This window comes from Ruegeria sp. AF7, assembly GCF_056541885.1.
On sequence record NZ_JBQFYX010000001.1, the window covers coordinates 818,751 to 840,954 of the forward strand.

The following is a 22,204-nucleotide window of genomic DNA, read 5'->3' on the forward strand; positions in this document are numbered from 1 at the left end:
TCGATGTTCTCAGCCCTGTTCATCAGCCGGCCAAAGCTGGCGTTTGTCATCTCGCTGGTGCTGACCATCATGGGTGGCATCGGCTATCTGGTGCTGCCGGTCGCGCAGTTCCCGGACATTACCCCGCCCGTGGTCAACGTCTCCACCAAATACACCGGCGCAAATGCGGAAACAGTGGAGAACACTGTGGCCGCACCGATCGAGGCGCAGGTCAACGGTGTGGACGACATGATCTACATGACATCCAGATCGTCTGACAACGGCTCGTATTCGTTGGACGTAACCTTCGAAGTTGGCACCGACCCCGATATCGCCTCGGTCAACGTGCAGAACCGGGTGGCGCAGGCAATGTCTTCGTTGCCCGCCGAAGTGACATCTTCGGGCGTTGTCACACAAAAATCGTCGACCAATATGCTGATGCTGGTCACGCTGACCTCGCCCAATGGCACCTATGACAGCGTGTTTCTTTCCAACTATGCCTCGATCAACCTGCGCGATGCGCTGGCGCGTGTGCAAGGCGTGGGTAAGGCTGATGTTCTGACCAACCTTGAATACGCCATGCGGGTCTGGATGGACCCTGACAAGATGGCAGCCCTGTCCATCACACCAGGTGATGTGATCAACGCGATCCGCGAACAGAATATCGAAGTGTCTGCAGGCTCGATCGGTGCACCGCCTGTGCCCGAAGGGCAGACCTTTCAATACACGATCAAATCCAAAGGTCGACTGACGTCAGCCGAAGAATTTGGCGACATCGTGATCCGTACCGGAGATGCCGGCGCAATTGTCCGCGTAAGAGACATCGCCCGGGTTGAGCTTGGTGCACAGTTCTACTCGGCGTCCGGTTATTTTCAGTCTGTACCCGCCACCGTGATCGGCATCTATCAAGCCCCCGGCGCAAACGCCCTCGCCGTTTCAGAGCGCGTGCAGGCGGAACTGGAGCGGCTGTCCCGCGCATTCCCGTCGGATGTCGAATATGATGTCCCCTTCAACACGACCGACTTTGTCGAAGCCTCGTTGAATGACGTTGTTTCCACACTGATCCTGACCTTCACACTTGTGATCTCGGTCGTTTTTGTGTTCCTCGGCAGTTGGCGTGCCACGATCATTCCGGCGGTTGCCATCCCGGTCTCACTGATTGGCACGTTTGCTTTCTTGCTGGCCTTCGGCATGTCTTTGAACACGATCTCGCTGTTCGCACTGGTTTTGGCCATCGGCATCGTGGTTGATGACGCCATTGTCGTGGTCGAAAACGTCGAGCGCATCATCGCTGATGAGGGGCTGCCCCCGGCAGAAGCCACCCGTAAGGCAATGGGGCAGATCACAGGCCCGGTCATCGCGACCACGCTGGTTCTGTTGGCGGTTTTCGTGCCGGTGACATTCATGCCGGGCATCTCAGGGCGGTTGTACTCTCAGTTCGCTGTCACGATCTCGACCGCTGTTGTGATCTCGTCCATCAACGCGCTGACACTGTCACCTGCCCTGTGCGGGCTGGTCCTTAAGGCCCGCTCAGGGCCGCCCAAAGGGCTGCTTGCGCTGTTCGAAAACTTCATTGGTGGCGTTCGTAACTGCTATGTCGCTATTGTGCGCAAACTGCTTGTCTTTCCGGCTATCGCGCTGGCCATCGTGGTTGGTCTCGGCATGGGAACAGGGGCAATCATGTCGAACACCTCAGCCGGGTTTATCCCCCTGGAAGACAATGGTTATCTCTTTGTTGACGTGCAACTGCCTGACGCCGCGACGCTGGAACGGACCGAGGCCGTGACAAAGCGCCTCGATGACCAGATACGCGAGATCCCGGGTGTGTCCAGCACCGTTTTGATCAATGGCTTTTCATTGCTGAACGGCACAATCACCAACGGCGCTGCCATTTTCGTGAACCTCGACAACTGGGCCGAACGGCAGGAGGAGGACCTGAGCGCCAAGGCCATTCTGGGCAAGGTGCTGGCCATCGCGAATAACGAAACCGCAGCCTCGACCGTTGCCTTCAACCCGCCACCAATTCAGGGTCTTGGCATGTCTGCCGGGGTTGAGATGGAGGTGCAGCAAACCGGAGGCGGCTCGCCGCAGGATCTGGCATCGGCTGTGGGGTCGTTTGTCTATTCGGCCAACCAGCGCCCCGAGATCGGGCAGGCCTATACGACATTCCGCGCCAACGTTCCGCAGCTGTTCGTGGATCTGGACCGCGAGAAAGCCAAAACACTGGACGTCTCGGTGGCTGAGATTTTCCAGACCATGCAGGCCCAGCTGGGGTCGTATTATGTCAACGACTTCAACCTGTTTGGTCGCGTCTATCGCGTAATGATCCAGGCGGAAGGCAGCTATCGCGACAATGTCGATGACATTGCCAGCCTCTATGTGCGCTCTCAGAAGGGCGACATGGTGCCACTGGGTACCCTGATCGACGTAGAAAACGTGTTGGGGCCGGTTCTGCTGAAACGGCATAACCTGTTCCGGTCGGCAACGGTGACGGCGGTGCCTGCACCGGGCCTTTCCAGCGGCGATGCGATCACCGCGATGACAGAGGTCTCTGCTTCGGCCCTGCCGCCGGGATACTCGTTCGAATGGACGGGGACGGCACAACAACAGTTGGCGTCCGGCAGCCTGGTGATCATCATTCTGGGGCTGGCTATCCTATTCGGTTACCTGTTTCTGGTTGGACAGTATGAAAGCTGGACCATGCCGGTCTCGATCTTGCTGTCTGTGGTCGTGGCCCTGTTCGGGGCGGTGGCCGCGGTTGCCATCGTTGGCAGTGACATAAACCTCTATACGCAGATCGGTATGATCATGCTGGTGGGCCTTGCTTCGAAGAACGGCATTCTGATCGTCGAGTTTGCAATGGAACAGCGCGCCAAGGGTCTTTCGATCAAGGACGCTGCCGTCGAGGCCGCTCATCAGCGGTTCCGCGCTGTTATGATGACTGCCCTGTCTTTCCTGTTGGGGGTCGTACCGCTGCTGGCTGCCAATGGTGCGGGTGCGGCCAGCCAGAAAGCCATCGGTGTCGCCGTGTTCGGTGGCATGTTGGCCGCGACGCTGGTTGGCGTGATCGTGGTGCCTGTCCTCTACGCCCTGATGCAAAGCATGCGTGAGTGGCTGAAAGGCAGCAAAAACGATCCCGGCCCTTCAGAAGAAGCGGCCTGATCCAATCAAAGCCCCGCCCTTCGGCGGGGCTTTTTTCTGGCGTCAGTCTGGTCTTCCCCGCCGACGTTCAGAGAGTTCGCGGATCACCACCTTTGCTTCTGGTGTCGGTGCCTGCTCGACCCGGCGATAATCCGATCCATCCCGGTTCCGTGTCAGCAGCCCACAGGAAATCATGGTCCGGCGCAGGGTTGCAGGGTCATCAAAACAATGTTCGGCATTGAGGCACGCGTTGACCTCACCCTCTTGCAGCACCGCGGCTGCCGGTACCGCAGACCAGAGCCCCCACAAAGACAAAGTCTGCACCGATCGTTTTGACGGCCATTGTCGAAGCCTGCCTTGTGCGTCGAACAGGTGCAATGTGCGCTCAACCGTGCGCATGTCAGCAGTCGGTTGTTTCGGGCGGGCCTCGGTCCGCCGGGCAGCGGCACTGGTGGCGCGCATATGTTGCACGTTCTGAAACCCGGCGGCACGGGCGACCATATTCATCAGGGTCAGGTGCGACGGGCTGGAGTCGCCAAGTTGTTGGGACAGGATACGCACGAATCCGGTCAGATCATCGGCGTGCAAGGGTACAGGAGTTTTGCTCATCACAAATCCATATCGGGCGTTTTGCGCGATCGTTGGTCGCTGACTTGACGAAACAACGCCCTGATGGTTGCGATAGTTTCACATACACTGGCAGGTTTAGCACTCTGGGTAAGAGCAGCGACGCCTCGGTGTCTGCCGACCGTATCCAACGGCTAGCACAACACTCATCACGCGCCAAGAGGATAGAAAGATGGATCAGGTCGAGCCGGGGGCCAGCCGTTCAGTCATCCAGCCGTCGATCCGCGCATTCTGCTCGGCATTCAGTCGCAGGCCCAGCTTGTTGCGCCGCCAGACGACATCTTCGGCGGTCCGTGCATATTCCTTGTCCATCAACCACGCGACTTCCCGCGCGGTCAGGGTTGCGCCAAAATCCTCACCCAGATCAGACAGCTGTTGCGCATCCCCAAGGACATCTGTTGCTTCGGTTCCATAGGCCCTGATCAGGCGTGCAGCCCAGGCGGCACCCAGAAACGGATACGCGGCCTGAAGCTGATCAGTCAGGGCTTCAACAGCGTCAACCGGAAAGTCACCGCCCGGCAGCGCCACACCAGCGGTCCAGGGGCCCGGCATATTCGGAAAGAATTCACCAACCTTCTCCAGAGCACTTTCCGCGAGCCTGCGATAGGTGGTGATCTTGCCGCCAAACACGTTCAATACAGGCGCCCCACCCTGCGCATCGACTTTCAGCGTGTAATCTCGCGTTGCTGCGGTGGCACTGCTGGCACCGTCGTCATAAAGCGGTCGCACACCGGAATAGGTCCACACAACATCTTCGCGGGTCACAGCGCGCTTGAAATACTTCGATGCGAAAGTGCACAGATACTCCTGCTCGGCCTCAGTACAGACGGGTTTCGTGTCAGGGTCCGGGTGATCCTGATCCGTTGTGCCGATCAAGGTAAAGTCCTGCTCATACGGAATGGCGAAAATGATGCGGCCGTCTTCGCCCTGAAAAAAATAGCACTTGTCGTGGTCATACAGCCGGGGTGTCACAATATGGCTGCCCCGAACAAGCCGAACACCCTCGCGTGAGTTCACACGGATCTTGGACTGGATGATGTCCCCGACCCAAGGGCCACCTGCATTGATCAGCATTCTGGCCCGGACAAGACGGGTTTCACCGCTGTCGCGATCGCGAATGGATACCTGCCAAAGGTCGTCCACCCGCTCGGCGGAAATCACCTCGGTTCGCACCATGATCTGCGCACCGCGCGCCTCGGCGTCGCGGGCATTCAGGACCACCAACCGCGAATCTTCGATCCAGCAGTCGGAATATTCATAAGCCGTTTCGAATTTGTCCTGTAGTGGGGCCCCTTCCGGAGCCGATCGCAGGTTCAGCGACGTGGTGCCCGGCAGAATTTTGCGACCACCCAAATTGTCATACATGAACAAACCCAACCGGATCAGCCAGGCCGGACGCCGCCCGCGCATCCACGGCATGACCGTGCTGAGCAGCCGTGAGGTCGGCGTTTCCGAGTCAAACCGCATATCCTTATGGTATGGCAGCACGAAGCGCATCGGCCAGCTGATATGCGGCATCGCGCGCAACAGGGTTTCACGCTCGATCAGGGCCTCGCGCACCAGACGGATTTCGAAATACTCCAGATACCGTAACCCGCCATGAAACAGTTTGGTCGAGGCTGATGATGTGGCCGAGGCCAGATCATTCATCTCTGCCAAAGCAACTGACAGCCCGCGGCCAGCAGCATCCCGTGCGATGCCGCAACCATTGATCCCGCCACCGATGATAAAAAGGTCCGTTGTCTGAACGTCCGCTGACTGCATGCCAATGATTCCTTGTCAGGATGGATGATAGGCATTTGCCAGAACATTCTTCGTATGGTCAATGTTTATGTTCGAATTTCTTCGTTTTGCAACACTGACCTGATATTTTCGCATGCCGTTCTTGCAAAACCGGCCAGAAAGAACAAAAACGAAAGAAATACTTCAAGTCTGGAAACACCCATGTCGCTGTCTTTCCGCCAATCTGACATTCTGGACATTGCCGGGGCCGAAGGTCGCGTCACCGTTGACGGGTTGGCCGAAAGATTTGGTGTCACGGTCCAGACGATCCGGCGCGACCTGACCGAGTTGGCCGAGGCAGGTAAACTGGATCGGGTGCATGGCGGCGCGGTGCTGCGCTCGGGCGTGTCAAACATCGGATATGAAGACCGCCGTGCCCTGAACGCCGACGCCAAGACCCGTATTGCACAGGCTTGCGCCATCGATATCCCCGACGGCGCATCGATCTTCATGAACATCGGAACCTCGACCGAGGCCGTGGCGCGGCAATTGCTGAACCACAAGAATCTGATGGTTGTGACCAACAACATGAATGTCGCAAACATTCTGATTGAGAACCCGGATTGTGAGGTCGTCATGGCCGGTGGCGTTCTGCGGCGCACCGACGGCGGGTTGATCGGAAATCTGACCGTATCGACCATTCGGCAATTTAAATTTGACCTTGCCGTAATCGGCTGTTCAGCTTTGGACACTGACGGAGATCTTCTGGACTTCGACTTTCAGGAGGTACAAGTCAGCCAGACCATCATTGCGCAGGCACGCCGCACATTTCTGGTTGCCGACCATTCAAAGTTTCACCGCTCGGCTCCGGCGCGCATCACTTCTTTGGCAGAAATCGACGCAATTTACACGGATGCGCCGTTACCAGGCGATCTGCACCTGCGCAGTCAGGAATGGCAAACGGACATCGTCCTGTGTAACTAGCGGACATTAAGAATAGTCTCCAATTTACCGCGCCGCTTGCCAGATGCCACCCGGCCTGACACTATCGTTTGCATAAAGATATGTGCACGGGAGGGGAGCACCGGGCCATGATTGCGCTTTTATTTGCATTACTTACTGCCACGATGGGGCTCAACTATTTCAACATGACGAAGGCAGGCAATGCGCTGTTCTTCCTTACGATTGCCCTGAGTATCTACTGGTTGAAATTCCACGCCACCAGTCAGTTGACAATTCAGCTTTGAGGGCCTCGTCATGACACCTGAACTGTCACGTACACTGAACGCGATCGGAATGCTGGCTGTCTGTCTTGTTCTGGCGCTGGCGTTCTTCTATCAACTTGCCCTTTACGAACTACCCTGCCCGCTTTGCCTGTTGCAGCGTGTCGGCTTTGTTGCTGTCGGCGTCGGGCTGGGCTTGAACCTGCTGTATGGCGCGCGACCGCAGCACTATGCCATTATGCTGATTGCCGCTTTGTATGGCGGCAGTGTTTCGATCCGGCAAATCCTGTTGCACATTGTGCCGGGAACCGGCCACTACGGTTCGCCCGTTCTGGGGCTGCATTACTACACTTGGGCGGGCATCGCCTTTTTCCTTGTCCTGCTGGGTACGTCGTTCATGCTGCTTTTTGAACGCCAATACGGCTCGGGCGCGACCAGCGAGGGGCGATTTGGGGGAAACAAGCTGGCCAAAATCGCCTTCTTTGTCATGCTGGCACTGGCCGTGCTGAATGCCGGTTCAACTCTGCTGGAATGCGGACCGGGCATTTGTGATGACCCGCCTACGGACTACAAGTTGATTGACGAACTGAAAGCGAATGATTGAGGATACCCTAACCTTCCCCTGATGGAGGCAAACGCATGGGACTATTGGGCCAGCCGCTTGGCTATTATGACTATCTGACATTTGCCGCGCTGATCCTGCTACTTGCAGCGGTTATGGCGCTGTTCCTGTTCATTATGGGCCTTCCGGGGCGGATCGCGATCAAACGCAATCATCCCCATGCCGAAGCTGTAAAGATCATGGGATGGATGGGGTTCTTGGCTGTCGTGCCTTGGGTTCACGCCTTCATGTGGGCTTTCCACGATGGCGTCACGGTCGATATTCGCCGCGGCCCGGACGAGGAAAAAGATGCCATTCGCGATGAAATCAAACGTCTGGGCGGCAAGGTCAAGCCCGAATACCAGGATCGTCTGGACACAGACGACACACAACCCGGTTAAAGCCGAAGGACCCTAATACCTATGTTCGTCGCCCTCGGCATCACGCTGTTCTACATCATTTTCGTCTGGCTCATTTTCTTCAAGCTGGAATGGCTGAAGTTCAACATAGCCTGGGGCATTGTTTCGTTCTGGGTGGGTGCACACCTGCTGCTGATCTTCCTTGTGGCGCTGCGTTTCTTTCAGCCGTTTTCCGCAGACAGCCACGTGGTACGTTCGACCATACAGATCATCCCCAAGCTGACACAGCCGACGATCCTCTCCGAGGTTCTTGTTGAACCGAACACACCGGTCACAAAGGGCGATCCGCTTTATCGGTTCGACGATACGGTGTTTTCTCTGGCGGTCGATAATGCGCAGGCCCAGCTGGTGGCGGCACAGCAGAACGCCAAAATCCTTGAACAGGATGTCATTGCCTCGACCGAAGCTGTCGAACGGGCCAATGCACAACTGGCTTATGCGCAAACTCAACAGGCAAGGTATGAAAACCTTGTTCCCGCCGGAGGCGCCCGTCAAGACGAACTCGACCGTTGGAACGAACAGGTGACGGAAGATCAGGCCGCCGTCAAACAGGCCGAGGCGAACCTGGCCAAGGCTCAGCTGGCGCTGGAATCGCAGATTGACGGCGTGAACACCGGCATCCTTCAAGCGCAGGCGCAATTGGCCGAAGCCGAGTATTTTCTGGAAAACACAACAATCTATGCGCCTGAAAATGGCATGATCGTCTCGCAACAGGCTCGTCCCGGATTGGTAGTCGGTGACGTCCGGTTGGGTGCGATTGCCAGCTTTGTGACTGATGAAAGCCCTTATATCCTTGCCACATTCCGCCAGCAGAACCTGAAATTTGTCGAGCCGGGGCAAGAGGTCGAAGTCGCACTTGATCTTTATCCCGGTGAAATCCTGACGGGCAAGGTCGAAGCGATCTGGTGGGCGACCCGGCAAGGGCAACTCATCCCGTCGGGCCGCCTGCCCGGTTTCGAGCTGCCCAAACTGCCCGGTCGGATTGCGGTTCAAATCACCGTCGATGTGCCGGAAGACCACATTTTCCCAGCGGGCGGCCATGCCGCTGTGGCGATCTATACAGGCCAAGGCAAAAGTTTTGAGTTTCTGAGGCGTATCAACATCCGCCTCTATTCTTTCGCCAACTTCATCCGACCTCTGGATATCTGAGGATGCGCGCCATGACACTCCGCAGGTTGCTGGGAACCGCCATTTGTGCCGCCACTCTTGCGGCCTGCACACCCGTTGGGCCGGATTTCGTGCGCCCCAACTCACCGGTCGTGAAACAGTGGATCGAGGTCAACAACCCCAGCACTGGTCAAAGCGGGCTGACGTCGCGCAGTGCGCCTGTCGTGAAATGGTGGCAGACATTCAATGATCCGACCCTCAACAAACTGATTGCCGAGGCCTACGCCCAGAACCTGACACTTCAGGTCGCTGGCGCGCGGGTTTTGCAGGCTCGCGCACAACTGGGTATCGCCTTTGGCGAGCTTTATCCACAGTCGCAGGCCATAGGCGGATCGCTTGATCGGCGCCAGATCAGTGACAATCTGGGGCCGATTTCGGATGTTAATCGCGTCATCCCGCTGGATACCGAATTCTCGACCTCGCAAGTCGGCTTCGATGCCCAGTGGGAGCTGGACGTCTGGGGTGCCCAGCGGCGCGGTGTTCAGGCGGCGCGATCCAACCTGGCCCTGCAAGTGGCGAATTACGACGACGCGTTGGTTACGCTGACCGGGGACGTCGCCGCGCTTTACGTCAATATCCGGGCGTTGCAGGAGACGCTGGCAATTGCGCGCGAGAACATCAAATTGCAGCAGGACTCGGCAGACCTGACTCAGCTGCGGTTCAACAATGGCGTCACCACGGAACTGGACGTGCAAGAATCCACCGCCCTACTGAACAACACTAAGGCGCTGGTACCGGAACTGGAAAGCGACCTGCAACAGACCAAGAACGCGCTTGCGGTGTTGTTGGGCACAACACCTTCACGCATGACCGGTCTGTTGGGCAATACCGGACGCATTCCATCGGCCCGAGCAAATGTGGCTGTGGGCGTTCCCGCTGAATTGCTGCGCCGCCGCCCGGATGTGCGCGCGGCTGAACTGGCGGCAGCCACGCAATCAGCACAGGTGGGCATCGCGATGGCGGACCTGTATCCCCAATTTATCCTGTCGGGCGCGATCGGTCTGCAGGCATCCGGCGGGCGCGATCTGTTCAGCGGTGGCAGCACAACGGGACTGGCCAGTGCTGGTGTGGTCTGGAATGTGCTGAACTATGGCCGCATCAAGAACAATGTTCGCGCGCAAGACGCCGCTTACCAGGCGCTGATTGCGAACTATCAGAACACTGTGCTGACCGCTTATTCCGAAGTTGAAAGTGCCATGGTCGCTTATGCGCAGGCACGTAAGCAGGTCGGGTTCTATCAGCAAAGCGTCGACGCCTCACGCAAAGCTGCCGAAATCGCCGTCAACCAGTATACAGACGGCATTGCCGATTATTCGCGTGTTCTGAACACCCAGACCGCGCTATTGCGATCACAGGCCAACCTGATCGAGGCGCGGCAGCAGGTATCCAGCAATCTGGTGGCGGTTTACAAGGGCCTGGGCGGCGGATGGCAAATCCGTCAAAATCAGGAATTCCTGCCTGAAACCGTTCTGGCCGAGATGGCCTATCGCACGGATTGGGGCGATCTGCTGCAGAAAACCCCAACCCGCGCGAGCCTGAATTAGGTGCTACTTGGTTAACCCGCGCAACCCGCCCGAGATCAGGATATTGACCTCATAAAGGATGCGGGGCGCGGCCAGCCCGCCGGGGCTGGCCAGATAATTCGGGCTCCATTCCGGATCGAACTTCTGCTTGAACGCACGAAGACCCTCAAAATGGTAGAACTGTTCGCCATGTTCGTAAACGAACCCTCCAATCCGGTTCCAAAGCGAGGCAAGCTGACGGTTCTCAATCCCTGAGAACGGTGCGGCACCCAGTGAAAACCAGTGAAAACCCTGCTGCGCACCCCAATCCATCATGTCGGCGAAAAGAGCGTCCATGACGAAACTTGGGCTATCGGGTTCATAGCGCATAAGGTCCAGTGATAACTCGGATTTATTTCCCCCTTGGAACAGGTTGGCAAAGGCCATGATCTTGCCGGTGTTGCCATCACGCAGGATCGCATGATCGAAATAGGACAGGTATTGATCATCAAATCCACCCAGCGCAAAGCCCTTTTCTGCACCGGCCTTTTGCGCAAGCCAGCGGTCTGAAATCCCACGCAAATCTGACAACAGAGGCGCCAGTTCTTCCTTCGGAATGATCTCGAACACATATCCTTCGCGTTGAGCACGGTTCTTGGCCTGCCGGAACCGCTTGCGCGACTTTCCGTCCAGTGAGAAGTCGTGCAATGACACCCGCGCAACCTCACCAATCTTCAGGATCGACAGTCCAAGATCCAGAAAAGTCGGCAGATATTTGGTCGAGACACTGTAGAACGCGCAGAGTTTACCTTCGCGATCCGCCATTTCCCGAAGTTGCCAGATCAGTTGCTGCCCGGCCATCTCGTCACCAACCGGTTCTCCTTTTGAAATCAGCGCATTGCCCGTGTCGGCGTAGGCAATAAACGCGGTCTCATCCGGTGAGATCAGGAATTGCTTGTCGCCGGTAAGCGAGATCTGGGATTCCGTATCCTCACTCTCCATCACCAGCCGCTCGACAACTTTTGGGATTTCAACCCGCTGCGGTGTCGGTATCTCACGCCCGAACAGAGAGTTCACGGCAACAATGCCCACGATCACGGCCACAACAAGGCTGGACCGCAGAAAGCGCGAAGCGTCACCGTTCCAGGCAAACTGCCACCACAGATCGTTTTGGTATTCGACATGCGAATATGCAAACAGCCCGATCCAGAAAATCACCGCCAGCAGAACCACGACACTGATCAGCCATGGGATGTTCAGCCTAAATATCGACGCGCCGCTGACTCGGTAGAACGCGCCACGAAACATGGCCAGCAGACCAATCGTTCCCAGCATCGAAAGCGCTTCGTGGATGTCGAGCCCCTTTGCAAGCGAAGCAAAGAACCCTGCCCCCATCAGCACCATCGCAACGATCCATGCCCGGTAGAGCTTGCGGAACAACCCGCGCGAGACCAGCAACAGCAACACGCCTACGACGCTGCCTGCTAGATGCGAAGCCTCGACAAACGAAAGCGGCAGAATATCTTTCAGCGTGCCGAGCTTTTGCGCCCCAGCTGGCAAAGCGCCCGACACCAGCAAGATCACTCCGGCCACTGCCGCTACTCCGGCCGCGACCATCGGAACCATGGGACGGATCACGCGATAGACCCAAATAGCGGCACCGCCGATCATGTGTCTTTGGGTCAAGACCGATGCAACGGCAATGGAAAGGCTGGCGACTGCAAAGGGCAAAAAAGTGTAAACCACCCGGTACAGCAGCAACCCAGCAATCACATCCGAACGACCCGACGCCCCCAGACCGGCAATCAATGTCGCCTCAAACACGCCGATCCCACCCGGCGCATGGCTTAGGATCCCAACGGCAATGGCAGCGATATAGACCGTGAAGAAGTACGGGTACCCGACACCCAGATCATCCGGTATCAAAACGTAAAGCACCATGGATGCGCCAAATAGGTCGCCAATGGCAGCCAACGTCAGCAGGCCCGCCAGTTTCCCGCCGGGCAGATCGAAACCGACGCCCGCAACAGCCAACCGCCGGCCACCGCTGGACAACCATATGAACATCGCGACAAATGCAGCCAGCAAGCACAATCCTATGATGGTTTCGGCCGTTTCGCTGACGGGCATCACCTTGGATATTCCATCCGGGTGCAGGGTCAGCAACAAACCCAAAATCAGGATCAGACCCATCCAGAACGCCACCCACGAGGTCGCGATTACGCCAGCCACCCGGCCAAGGTCCAAGCCAAGCGACGCATATATACGATACCGGATCGCAGTTCCTGTAATGTAGGAAAACCCAAGGCAGTTCGAAACCGCGTATCCGCTGGCTCCGGCCATCCCCGCGACAGGTAACGGCACCTTCCCGTCCGCCACGCTTTGTACCGCGAACACATCATAAAGCGACAGCGACAAAAAGCTGAACGCTGTCCAGCACACCGCCAAAAACATCAGTTTCCATGATGTCGCCGAAATATCGGTCTGGACATCCGACCATTTCACATGGGCCGACAGATCGTGCAAAACCGAAAGGGCAATCCCGGTAATAACGACCGGTAACGCGATGCGCAGCCAAGGTTTTTCCAGCAGGGCAACAAGTCGTTCGGCCCATTGTCCGGCTAAAGGCCCGTCGCCTTTTTCAGATGTCGTCATGCCGTAAGCCTTCCGGATATACTGAACCCTTAGACAGCAAGCGGCCTACCTTAGGGTAAGCCGCACCCTGTCTGCTCACAAACTCTGGCACAAGTCGCATTCATCTCAAAGCACTAGAGCCGCCCCTTGCGCGTTGACAGCAGCAGGTTCGTTTCCGAACGTGTAACGCCGTCGATCTTGCGAATTTGAAACAAAACCTCGTCCAGTTCGGCCAGAGTTTCCGTACTGATTTCCGCAATCAAATCCCAACTGCCGTTGGTCGAATGGACCGCCGTGACCTGCCGCATGGCTCCGATCCGGGACATCACGCGCTCGGTGCCGCGCCCCTCGATTTCCAGCATCATCAGCCCACGTACCGGGCTTTGTGCCAGATCCCGACGCGTCAACACGGTAAAACCGACGATCTCACCGGATTGCTTGAGCCGTTGCAAACGGCTGCGCACCGTCGTGCGGGTCACACCAAGCGTTTCCGACAGCTCTGACAGGCTGGCGCGCGCGTCGCGCTGCAATGCGCCCAGCAGACGACTATCCAATTCGTCCATATCACTTTCCCATTAAGGAACTTCCTGAACCATTTTGAGCATTTTGTGCTCTTCACGCAAGACACAACGACGGCCTAAATGAACCACATGGAACGCAAAAACATCATTTTAGTCGGCGCGCCGATGGACGCCGGAAAACGGCGTCAGGGTTGCCGAATGGGTCCCGACGCATATCGCGTGGCCGGGCTGGATCAGGCCTTGACCGATCTTGGTCACTCCGTTTGCGATTGGGGCAACGTACAACCTGAAGAAACCGGCTTGCCTGAGCATCCGCACCTGTTCGCGCTGCCCGAATGCATCGGTTGGACACAAGCGCTGAGCAAGGCCGCATTAACAGCGGCTGAACAGGGCATTCCAATCTTCATGGGCGGCGATCATGCATTATCCATGGGAACCGTGACCGGGATGGCCGCCTATGCTGCTAAGGTCGACCGCCCGCTGTTCGTTCTTTGGCTGGATGCGCATAGCGACTTTCACACCCCCAACAGCACAGACAGCGGCAACCTGCATGGGACACCCGTCGCTTATTTTACAGGAAGGCCAGGCTTCGAGGCGCTTCCACCCTTACCCGCTATCGTGCCAACGGACCGCGTCGGTATGATCGGCCTGCGCTCTGTCGATCCGGCGGAACGTTCTGCGCTGGAACAGAACCGCGCGATGCTGGCCGACATGCGCAGCATTGACGAACATGGGATCAAGGCCCCGTTGCTGGCGTTTCTGGATCGCGTCAAAGCTGAAAACGCCCTTCTTCACGTCTCGTTGGATGTTGATTTCCTGGACCCGGCCATTGCCCCTGCCGTCGGCACCACTGTTCCTGGCGGCGCGACCGAGCGCGAAGCCCATCTGGTCATGGAACTGCTGCATGAAAGCGGACTGGTCAGTTCTCTGGATCTAGTCGAACTGAACCCGTTTCTGGATGAACGTGGCCGCACGGCAAAGCTGATGGTCGATCTGGCCGCTTCACTTATGGGCCGCCGCATCTTTGACCGCCCCACCCGGAGTTTCTGATGCTATCGCTACAAGCACCATCTGCCGCGGTAATGATCCGGCCACATGCTTTTGCCTCCAACCCGGAAACACGCGATGACAACGCGTTTCAAACGCTGAGCATCACGTCTGACGAAGCCACGTCGGAAGCTGCGAGAGATGAGCATGACCAGGCAGTTCAACGCCTGCGCGACACAGGAATCACTGTTCACGTATTTGACGATTTTGGCGATCTCGACACACCTGACAGCGTTTTCCCGAACAATTGGTTTTCCACACATCCTGGTGGTCACATAGCAGTTTACCCGATGTTCGTGCCATCTCGCCGACGCGAGCGGCGAACCGATGTAATCGAACTGCTCAAACACGAGTATCGCGTGCAGGATGTCATAGACTATTCCGGGCTGGAACAAGACAACCTTGCGCTGGAAGGGACCGGTGCGATGGTATTGGACCACATTGCCCGCATCGCGTATACGGTCACATCCAATCGCGCCGACCCGGTCTTGCTGGAACGGTTCTGCACGCATTTCAACTATGAACCTATTGCCTTTCAGGCCCGCGACGCAAAAGGCAGGGACGTTTATCATACCAACGTATTGATGGGGATCGGCACTCATTATGCCTTAATCTGCCTCGACATGATATCGGACCCCGACCGCCGCATGACTATTCGCAATCGGTTAGAGGAATCCGGTCGAACCGTGATTGATCTGACTCATGACCAAATCGCCGAGTTTGCGGGGAATGCAATTGAGCTGAAGGGACGCGATGGATTGGTGCTGGCCTTGTCGAGCCGAGCGTTAGGCGCCCTCACCCCTGATCAAATCAAAATAATCCAAGCCAGTGCAACGCCTTTGCCACTGTCCGTCCCAACAATTGAAACTGCTGGTGGATCAGTGCGCTGCATGATTGCAGGCGTCCACCTTGCCCGCCGATAGGAGAGTACGATGCAACCTTCTGACAAGGCACTCGTGCCTTTTGTGTCCGTCGACAACATGATGCGGCTGGTTCACCACATCGGTGTCGAACAGATGATCGTTCAGATCGCCGATCAGATCGAATCCGATTTCAAACGGTGGGAGAGCTTTGACAAGACCCCGCGCATTCCGGCGCATTCACCCCACGGAGTGATTGAACTGATGCCCACCTCGGATGGGGAGGCATATGGGTTCAAATACGTGAACGGACATCCCAAAAACACCTCCGAGGGTCTGCAAACTGTGACCGCATTCGGATTGCTGGCGGATGTTTACACCGGGTATCCCACTCTGCTGACCGAAATGACGCTGCTGACTGCATTGCGCACGGCGGCGACGTCCGCTCTGGTCGGGCGCTATCTTGCCCCAAAGAATGCCACGACCATGGCCATGATCGGCAATGGGGCGCAGTCCGAATTCCAATGCCTCGCTTTCAAGGCAATGTGCGGGATCGACACTGTCCGGCTTTACGATACCGATCCCGGTGCAACAGCGAAATGCGCCACAAACCTGCAAGGCAACGGCCTGACGGTCGTCCCATGCAAGACGCCGGAAGACGCTATTGAAGGTGCTCATATCATCACCACCTGCACGGCCGACAAGAAATACGCCACCATCCTCACCGACAACATGGTCGGCCCCGGCGTCCACATCAACGCCATCGGTGGCGATTGTCCCGGCAAGACTGAATTGCATCGCGATATCCTGCTACGCTCAGACATCTTCGTCGAATACCCCGAGCAAACCCGGATCGAGGGCGAGATTCAGGCGCTGGATGCCGATCATCCCGTGACCGAGATGTGGCAGGTTATGAGCGGTGCCGCCAAAGGGCGCACCGACGACCGCCAAATCACCCTGTTCGACAGTGTTGGCTTCGCGATCGAAGATTTCTCAGCCCTACGCTATGTCAAGCAGGCGATCAAAGGCACTGCATTCTTTGAGCCTCTGGACATGTTGGCCGACCCGGACGATCCGCGCGACCTGTTCGGAATGCTGATGCGGGCCGGTTAGGCGCGCCTAAGGGGGCTCTGCCCCGCCACCCGTGCCGGACGCCTCCCCCGGGATATTTATTGGCCAGATGAAGCAGGGGATCCGTTCTTCATCTGGCTCTAAATATCCCGGAGCGCGAGGCAGAGCCTCGCATCCTACCTACCCCGCTAGCGATGGCAGGTAGAGTACAATACCAGGAAATGCCACAAGCATTGCTATGGTCAGGGCGTCGGCCACGAAAAAGGGTGTCACACCCCTGAAGACATCCTGAACACTCAAATCCGGGCGCACCCCGGCGACGACAAAGCAATTCAACCCAATTGGCGGCGTAATCAGGCAAAACTCGGCCATCTTGACGACCAGAATTCCAAACCAAATCGCGCACATCGGCCCGGACATGCCAAACGCACTGTCTGCAGCACTGACCGTTTCACCACCGTTCAGCGCCATGATCGCCGGATAAACAACAGGCAAGGTCAAAAGAAGCATTCCTATCGCATCCATGAACATGCCAAGCACCGCGTAAGCCAGCAGAATGCAGATCAGGATCATCATGGGTGACATTTCAAGGCTGGTTATCCAGTCTGAAAAGGCGCCGGGAAGATCTGCAAACCCTAGAAACCGCACATAGATCAGAACGCCCCAGATGATCGAAAAGATCATTGCGGTAAGCTTGGCCGTCTCTAGCAACGCTGATTTGAACTCACTCCATCGCATCCCGTGGAACAAGGCGAAGCAGAAGACAATGAAGGCGCCGATTGCGCCGCCTTCCGTCGGTGTGCCCCACGCTTTTTCACCAAACGGGTTATAGACAAAGCAGATGATGATCAGGATGACGGCGACAATAGGAATGGCTCCGGGAAGGGCCGAAAAGCGCTGTTTCCATGTAAAGCCTGTGACTGGAGGACCGACAGATTTAAAGATCACAGCGATCCCGACAATCAGCACGGCATAGATGATCGCTGAAAACGCGCCCGGAATGAACCCCGCCAACAGCAGCTTCCCAACATCCTGCTCGACGATGATCGCGTAGATCACCAGAATAGCCGATGGTGGAATCAGTGATGCCAGCGTTCCTCCGGCGGCCACCACACCAGCAGCAAAGCGTTTGTTGTAGCCTACCTTCAGCATTTCCGGGATCGCGATGCGGGCGAAAACGGCAGAGGTGGCAACCGAGGCACCCGACACCGCGGCGAAACCAGCAGTGGCGAATACGGTTGAAACCGCCAACCCTCCGGGAACCCATGCGACCCAGCGTTTTGCAGCCTCGAACAATGCCCGCGTGAGACCTGCGTAGTAAGCCAGATACCCGATCAGGATAAAGGTCGGGATCAGGCTAAGAGTATGAGAGGCAACTTTGGAATGCGGCACTTGCCCGGCGGTTTTGACCGCAACAGTCAGCGCTTTACCGAACCGCGCCGGATCATACCCAAACTTGGCCCAAAAAATCCAAACAAGCCCAATTAGCCCGGCCAAGCCCGCAGCGAAGGCCACGCGCATGCCGACCACGACAAAGATCAGAAGCCCGCCCGTGACCCAGAGGCCAATTTCAATCGTGTCCATAAATCAGTCCTGCCCTTCGAACTGTTCGGCCTCAGCCGCTGCTTGTGCTGCCGCGTCCTGTATCAACGGAACGGCGACCGGAGCTTCCAATCCCAGCCATAGTGCGCGGCCATATCCCCAGACCTGCAAGGCAAGCCGCAGGCACAGAACGGAAAACGCGATGGGGGCCAGTAGTTTCGCGGGCCACAACGGAATTCCGATATCAATGGAACTGTCCCGGCTCCAAAATGGTGCGCCCAAATCAAAGGATCGGTCGAAGTGAGACCAGCTGCCCCAAACTAGCGCAAGCATCAGAAGCAGGATCAAAACCACCGAGACCAGTTCGAAAAGCCACAACCCTCTGCCGTGAAGGCGCGACAGAACGATGTCCATGCGGATGTGGCCACCGTCGCGTTGAACATAAGAAATGCCAAGAAATGCGATCAATGGCATCGCCTGTTCGATCCAGTCAACATATCCCGGCAATGGGGCATTCAGGGCATTGCGCCCACTGACCGAGATAACCGCCAGGACCATCAGGCCAAATACTGCCAAACCGCTGATGAGCGCTAGAAAACGCTCCAGTTTCAACAACTGCTGATCCAGCTGGCTCAGACGGCTTCCGTCCACCAGCACCGTGGCCTGTCCTGCCATTCCAGTGTTCCCCAATATTAGTGTACCGGGTGCCTGGCAGGCACCCGGGTTCAGGATCAGTTGCCGCCGCGCTGTTGCGTCAGCGTCATCTGCACGAGATCATAAAGATCCTGCGCTGGCAGCCCCTGTTCCGTCATTTCCGCGATCCACTTTTCACGGATCGGGTCGGCTGCTTTGGTGCGGAATTCTGCAATCACGGCATCATCAATCATGACTTTCTGGACACCCTTTTCTTGCAGAACACTGTCCCATTGCTCGAGCAATCCGTCGTAATTTGTCAGGTAGTGGTCAATCGCCTCATCAATCGAGCTATCCAGCGCCTCGCGATGCGCAGCCGGCAGAGCCTCGTAAGCGTCAATGTTGACCACGACCGGGCAGTTTACCGTTCCCGGGTTCAGGTTAGCCGTCCACCAGTCGGCTTCGTTGATCGTCCCGAAAGACAGATGTGCGTGCTGGGCAAAGGCCACGGTATCGACCACACCGGATTCCATTGCATTGAACGCTTCGGTTGCGGGAACTGATGTCGGAACGCCTCCGACTGCCTCGAAGGCTTGCCCCAAACCACCAGTGGCCCGGACCCGCATTCCTTCAAAATCAGCCAGTTTATCGCGCGGCTCGCCGGTGCCGACCAGATTATACTGTGGCATAGGTGAGGTCATGATGATGCGGGCGTTCCATTGGGCCATCTCATCCTTGACTGCGGGGTGGTCATATACCGCATGGCTTACCGCCACCTCCTCCTGCAAGTTGTTCACGCCGAGAAAAGGCAACTCCAGAACGGTAATCGCGCGGTTTTTGTCGCGGTGGTAACCCGCACAGAACTGAGCCATCTCGAATGCGCCGATTTCAATACCGTCCAGATTTTCACGCGGCTTGGACAAACCGCCATAGCTGACATTGATGGTGAATTCGCCACCGGTTTTTTCACTGACAAGCTCGGCCAGTTTTTCGACATGTTCGGTGAAGGCTCGACGCTTGCCCCAGACCGATGCGTTCCATTCAGTAGCAAAAGCTTCGCCGACAAAGGCAAAGCTCAGGGCGGCGACGGCGGCGCCGCTCAACATGTTTTTCATCATTTGATCTCCCATTGATGCGCCTCCTCCCGAGGCGCTTGAGGATCAAGCTAGCGCCAACATTCTAATGTGCCAACCCTGCGCTGGTAATCCGCCGGCCTCGGAAGGAGTTCCCGCTTGGATTGCGCACGAAGAAAAACCAGATGTTCACGGACCGACACCCGCTTATGCCAAGCATCGCAGGCAGGAAATGTGTTACACATATCCATTTATTTTAAATGCGTTTTTACGGAATTTTCGAACTTTCTTTACTACGTGCGACCATAGTTAGAAATTTCTTTACAAATAAATTCAGGGATTCCGGCAATTTATTTATTTATTTTCAGAACTCGGTAATATTCGACCTCGGGGAGGAACGGGATCGACATTGCCGGACCAAGTGGCAAAAAATATCCCAACGAAATCCAGTCCAGAGGGAGGAGCCTCAAAAATGACCACCGCTGCCCAGGCAGATGCCAAGACCTATCCGCCATCCGCAGAAACCGTCGCACGTGCGCATGTTGATGCCGAAAAATATTCCGACATGTACGCCGCTTCGATCAGCGACCCCGACGCATTCTGGGGCGAGCAAGGCAAGCGCGTTGACTGGATCAAACCCTTCGCCCAGGTCAAAGACGTTAACTACGATTTCGGTTCGGTTAAGATAAACTGGTATGCCGATGGCACCTTGAATGTTTCGGCCAACTGTCTGGATCGCCACCTGAAAACCCGCGGTGATCAAACGGCAATCATCTGGGAGCCGGACGATCCAAATGATCCGGCTCAGCATATCTCTTACGCGGAGTTGCACCGCCGCACTTGCCGCATGGCAAATGTCCTTGAATCTTTGGGTGTGCGCAAAGGCGACCGCGTTGTCATTTATCTACCGATGATCCCCGAGGCGGCATATGCCATGCTGGCCTGTGCGCGGATCGGCGCAATTCACTCTATCGTTTTTGCAGGCTTCTCGCCGGACGCGTTGGCGGCCCGGATCAATGGCTGTGACGCCAAGGTCGTCATAACTGCGGACGAGGCTCCGCGCGGTGGTCGTAAAACGCCCCTGAAATCCAATGCCGACGCGGCGCTGCTGCACTGCAAGGATACCGTCAAGTGCCTTGTCGTAAAACGCACCGGTGGTCAGACCACCTGGATCGACGGTCGTGACTTTGATTACAACGAAATGGCCCTTGAGGCGGACGACTACTGCGCACCAGCCGAAATGAGCGCCGAAGATCCGCTGTTCATCCTATACACCTCTGGCTCGACCGGTCAGCCAAAAGGCGTTGTTCACACAACCGGCGGCTATCTGGTTTACGCCGCAATGACGCACGAGATCACCTTCGATTATCACGAAGGCGACGTGTATTGGTGTACGGCGGATGTGGGCTGGGTCACCGGCCACAGCTATATCGTCTATGGCCCGCTGGCCAACGGTGCGACCACGCTGATGTTTGAAGGTGTACCAACCTTCCCGGACGCCTCGCGTTTCTGGCAGGTCTGCGAAAAGCACAAGGTGAACCAATTCTACACCGCGCCTACAGCGATCCGCGCCCTGATGGGTCAGGGCAAAGAGTTTGTCGAGAAATGCGACCTCAGCGATCTGCGCACTTTGGGAACCGTGGGCGAGCCGATCAACCCGGAGGCCTGGAACTGGTACAACGATGTCGTCGGCAAGGGCAAATGTCCCATCGTGGATACATGGTGGCAAACGGAAACCGGCGGTCACCTGATGACCCCCCTGCCCGGTGCCCATGCAATGAAGCCCGGATCGGCAATGAAGCCGTTCTTTGGCATCGAACCGGTGGTGTTGGACCCGCAGTCCGGCGTCGAGATCGAAGGCAATGGTGTCGAGGGCGTGCTCTGCATCAAAAACAGCTGGCCGGGCCAGATGCGCACCGTCTGGGGCGATCATGAGCGGTTCGAAAAGACCTATTTCTCGGATTACAAAGGCTACTACTTCACTGGTGATGGCTGCCGTCGCGATGAAGATGGCGACTACTGGATCACCGGGCGCGTGGACGATGTGATCAACGTGTCGGGCCACCGTATGGGAACGGCCGAGGTGGAAAGCGCACTGGTTGCGCACGCCGCCGTGGCAGAAGCTGCTGTTGTCGGATATCCTCATGAAATCAAGGGGCAAGGCATTTATTGCTATGTCACTTTGATGAACGACCGTGAACCAAGCGAAGAGCTCCGCAAGGAGTTGCGCACCTGGGTCCGGACCGAGATCGGACCGATCGCCAGCCCCGATGTGATCCAGTGGGCCCCGGGCCTGCCCAAAACACGTTCGGGCAAGATCATGCGTCGCATCCTGCGCAAGATCGCCGAAAACGACTTCGGTTCGCTGGGTGACACTTCGACGCTGGCCGACCCGTCGGTGGTCGAAGACCTGATCGAAAACCGCGCGAACAAGTGAGGATG

The 22,204-nt window shown here is 57.0% G+C and carries 18 protein-coding genes; 11 read left to right on the forward strand and 7 right to left on the reverse strand.

All coding sequences use genetic code 11. The features are described from left to right. Positions 1-3: 3 nt before the first annotated feature. Positions 4-3,141 (forward strand): efflux RND transporter permease subunit, encoded by a 3,138-nt coding sequence (locus tag ACR0AP_RS04110; RefSeq protein WP_480505463.1) that lies wholly within the window; start codon positions 4-6, stop codon positions 3,139-3,141. 42 nt (positions 3,142-3,183) lie between these two features. On the opposite strand, the gene ACR0AP_RS04115 is transcribed toward ACR0AP_RS04110, so the two are convergent. Both ACR0AP_RS04115 and glpD read right to left on the reverse strand, forming a co-directional pair. Further along, positions 3,184-3,729: a DUF2087 domain-containing protein gene (locus ACR0AP_RS04115; RefSeq protein ID WP_480505465.1), complete on the reverse strand. Its 546-nt coding sequence runs from the start codon at positions 3,727-3,729 to the stop codon at positions 3,184-3,186. 195 nt (positions 3,730-3,924) lie between these two features. Next, entirely contained in the window at positions 3,925-5,511 is a 1,587-nt protein-coding gene (gene glpD / locus ACR0AP_RS04120; protein ID WP_480505466.1) for a glycerol-3-phosphate dehydrogenase, read from the reverse strand. A gap of 180 nt (positions 5,512-5,691) precedes the next feature. Between glpD and ACR0AP_RS04125 the strand changes: the two genes are divergently transcribed. The 6 genes from ACR0AP_RS04125 to ACR0AP_RS04150 all read left to right on the forward strand — a co-directional run bounded on the left by ACR0AP_RS04125 (position 5,692) and on the right by ACR0AP_RS04150 (position 10,423). After that, on the forward strand, positions 5,692-6,453 hold the full coding sequence (locus tag ACR0AP_RS04125) for a DeoR/GlpR family DNA-binding transcription regulator (RefSeq protein ID WP_480505468.1): 762 nt from the start codon (positions 5,692-5,694) through the stop codon (positions 6,451-6,453). Between the two features lie 107 nt (positions 6,454-6,560). Further along, positions 6,561-6,716, forward strand: coding sequence for a DUF5993 family protein (locus ACR0AP_RS04130; RefSeq protein ID WP_209595994.1), 156 nt, complete (start codon positions 6,561-6,563; stop codon positions 6,714-6,716). Between the two features lie 10 nt (positions 6,717-6,726). Next, on the forward strand, positions 6,727-7,296 hold the full coding sequence (locus ACR0AP_RS04135; protein WP_480505470.1) for a disulfide bond formation protein B: 570 nt from the start codon (positions 6,727-6,729) through the stop codon (positions 7,294-7,296). Positions 7,297-7,331: 35 nt separating this feature from the next. Further along, on the forward strand, positions 7,332-7,694 hold the full coding sequence (locus ACR0AP_RS04140; protein WP_209504150.1) for a DUF3302 domain-containing protein: 363 nt from the start codon (positions 7,332-7,334) through the stop codon (positions 7,692-7,694). A gap of 21 nt (positions 7,695-7,715) precedes the next feature. Continuing rightward, positions 7,716-8,861, forward strand: coding sequence for an HlyD family secretion protein (locus ACR0AP_RS04145; protein ID WP_480505472.1), 1,146 nt, complete (start codon positions 7,716-7,718; stop codon positions 8,859-8,861). A gap of 11 nt (positions 8,862-8,872) precedes the next feature. Next, the gene (locus ACR0AP_RS04150; protein ID WP_480505474.1) at positions 8,873-10,423 is read left to right on the forward strand and encodes an efflux transporter outer membrane subunit; all 1,551 of its coding nucleotides are present in this window, start codon (positions 8,873-8,875) and stop codon (positions 10,421-10,423) included. 3 nt (positions 10,424-10,426) lie between these two features. Here the strand turns inward: ACR0AP_RS04150 and mprF are convergent, their stop codons facing one another. Next, on the reverse strand, positions 10,427-13,036 hold the full coding sequence (mprF, locus tag ACR0AP_RS04155; RefSeq protein ID WP_480505476.1) for a bifunctional lysylphosphatidylglycerol flippase/synthetase MprF: 2,610 nt from the start codon (positions 13,034-13,036) through the stop codon (positions 10,427-10,429). A gap of 113 nt (positions 13,037-13,149) precedes the next feature. Continuing rightward, complete coding sequence (locus ACR0AP_RS04160; protein ID WP_209504154.1) at positions 13,150-13,578, reverse strand: Lrp/AsnC family transcriptional regulator; 429 nt, start codon at positions 13,576-13,578, stop codon at positions 13,150-13,152. Positions 13,579-13,665: 87 nt separating this feature from the next. Between ACR0AP_RS04160 and rocF the strand changes: the two genes are divergently transcribed. From rocF to ACR0AP_RS04175, 3 genes are read left to right on the forward strand one after another with little or no spacing between them, the layout of a single operon-like run. Then, the gene (gene rocF, locus ACR0AP_RS04165) at positions 13,666-14,586 is read left to right on the forward strand and encodes an arginase (RefSeq protein WP_480505479.1); all 921 of its coding nucleotides are present in this window, start codon (positions 13,666-13,668) and stop codon (positions 14,584-14,586) included. Then, entirely contained in the window at positions 14,586-15,506 is a 921-nt protein-coding gene (gene ctlX, locus ACR0AP_RS04170) for a citrulline utilization hydrolase CtlX (protein ID WP_480505480.1), read from the forward strand. Before rocF ends, ctlX begins: the two co-directional genes overlap by 1 nt. A 9-nt stretch (positions 15,507-15,515) precedes the next feature. Then, on the forward strand, positions 15,516-16,556 hold the full coding sequence (locus ACR0AP_RS04175) for an ornithine cyclodeaminase (RefSeq protein ID WP_480505482.1): 1,041 nt from the start codon (positions 15,516-15,518) through the stop codon (positions 16,554-16,556). A 138-nt stretch (positions 16,557-16,694) separates the two neighbouring features. Here the strand turns inward: ACR0AP_RS04175 and ACR0AP_RS04180 are convergent, their stop codons facing one another. From ACR0AP_RS04180 to ACR0AP_RS04190, 3 genes are read right to left on the reverse strand one after another with little or no spacing between them, the layout of a single operon-like run. After that, entirely contained in the window at positions 16,695-18,098 is a 1,404-nt protein-coding gene (locus ACR0AP_RS04180) for a TRAP transporter large permease (RefSeq protein WP_480505484.1), read from the reverse strand. Positions 18,099-18,101: 3 nt separating this feature from the next. Continuing rightward, complete coding sequence (locus ACR0AP_RS04185) at positions 18,102-18,731, reverse strand: TRAP transporter small permease (RefSeq protein ID WP_480505486.1); 630 nt, start codon at positions 18,729-18,731, stop codon at positions 18,102-18,104. Positions 18,732-18,787: 56 nt separating this feature from the next. Continuing rightward, entirely contained in the window at positions 18,788-19,804 is a 1,017-nt protein-coding gene (locus ACR0AP_RS04190; protein WP_480505820.1) for a C4-dicarboxylate TRAP transporter substrate-binding protein, read from the reverse strand. Between the two features lie 430 nt (positions 19,805-20,234). On the opposite strand from ACR0AP_RS04190, the gene acs reads away from it, so the two are divergent. Next, a complete protein-coding gene (gene acs / locus ACR0AP_RS04195; protein WP_480505487.1) occupies positions 20,235-22,199 on the forward strand; it encodes an acetate--CoA ligase in 1,965 nt (654 codons plus the stop codon). Positions 22,200-22,204: the final 5 nt, after the last annotated feature.